The organism is Actinomadura keratinilytica, from assembly GCF_039539665.1.
GTDB classification, from domain to species: domain Bacteria; phylum Actinomycetota; class Actinomycetes; order Streptosporangiales; family Streptosporangiaceae; genus Spirillospora; species Spirillospora keratinilytica.
On the sequence record NZ_BAABDO010000286.1, the window covers coordinates 1 to 797 of the forward strand.

The window sequence follows — 797 nt, forward strand, 5'->3', positions numbered from 1 at the left end:
ACGTCGGGTTCGACGGGTCGTCCGAAGGGTGTGGCGGTCTCGCACGGGGCGATCGTGAACCGTCTGCTGTGGATGCAGGACCGGTACGGGTTGGGCGGTTCGGATCGGGTCTTGCAGAAGACTCCGGCGGGGTTCGATGTGTCGGTGTGGGAGTTCTTCTGGCCGCTGATCACCGGTGCGGGTTTGGTGATGGCCCGTCCCGGCGGCCACCAGGACCCCGCCTATCTGGTCGAGGCGATCGAACGCGAGCAGATCACGACGGTGCATTTCGTGCCGTCGATGCTGGGTGCCTTCCTGCCCGAGGTCGCCCCGGGCCGGTGCGGTGGGCTGCGGCGGGTGGTGTGCAGCGGTGAGGTGCTGCCGGCGGAGTTGGTGGCCGAGTTCCACCGGCGTCTGCCGGGGGTGGAGCTGCACAACCTGTACGGGCCGACCGAGACCGCGGTGGATGTGACGTTCCGGCCCTGCCCGCCGGAGGAGAGCGCATCGGTGATCCCGATCGGCCGTCCGGTGTGGAACACCCGCGTCTATGTGTTGGACTCGTCCTTGCAGCCGGTCCCGGTCGGCGTTGCCGGGGAGTTGTATGTGGCGGGTGTGCAGCTGGCGCGGGGCTACCTGAAGCGCGCAGGGTTGACGGCGGAGCGGTTCGTGGCGTGCCCGTTCGGCTCGGGGGAGCGGATGTACCGGACCGGTGACCTGGCTCGTTGGACCCGGGATGGTGAGGTGGAGTATCTCGGTCGGGCCGACGATCAGGTGAAGGTTCGGGGGTTCCGGATCGAGCTGGGCGAGATCGAGGCCGC

At 68.8% G+C, this 797-nt stretch carries 1 protein-coding gene; it reads left to right on the forward strand.

The window, feature by feature from the left end; genetic code table 11:
* Positions 1–54: 54 nt before the first annotated feature.
* Positions 55–797 (forward strand): AMP-binding protein (locus ABD879_RS32735; RefSeq protein WP_425549677.1); only part of this gene is annotated, 743 nt, incomplete at its 3' end.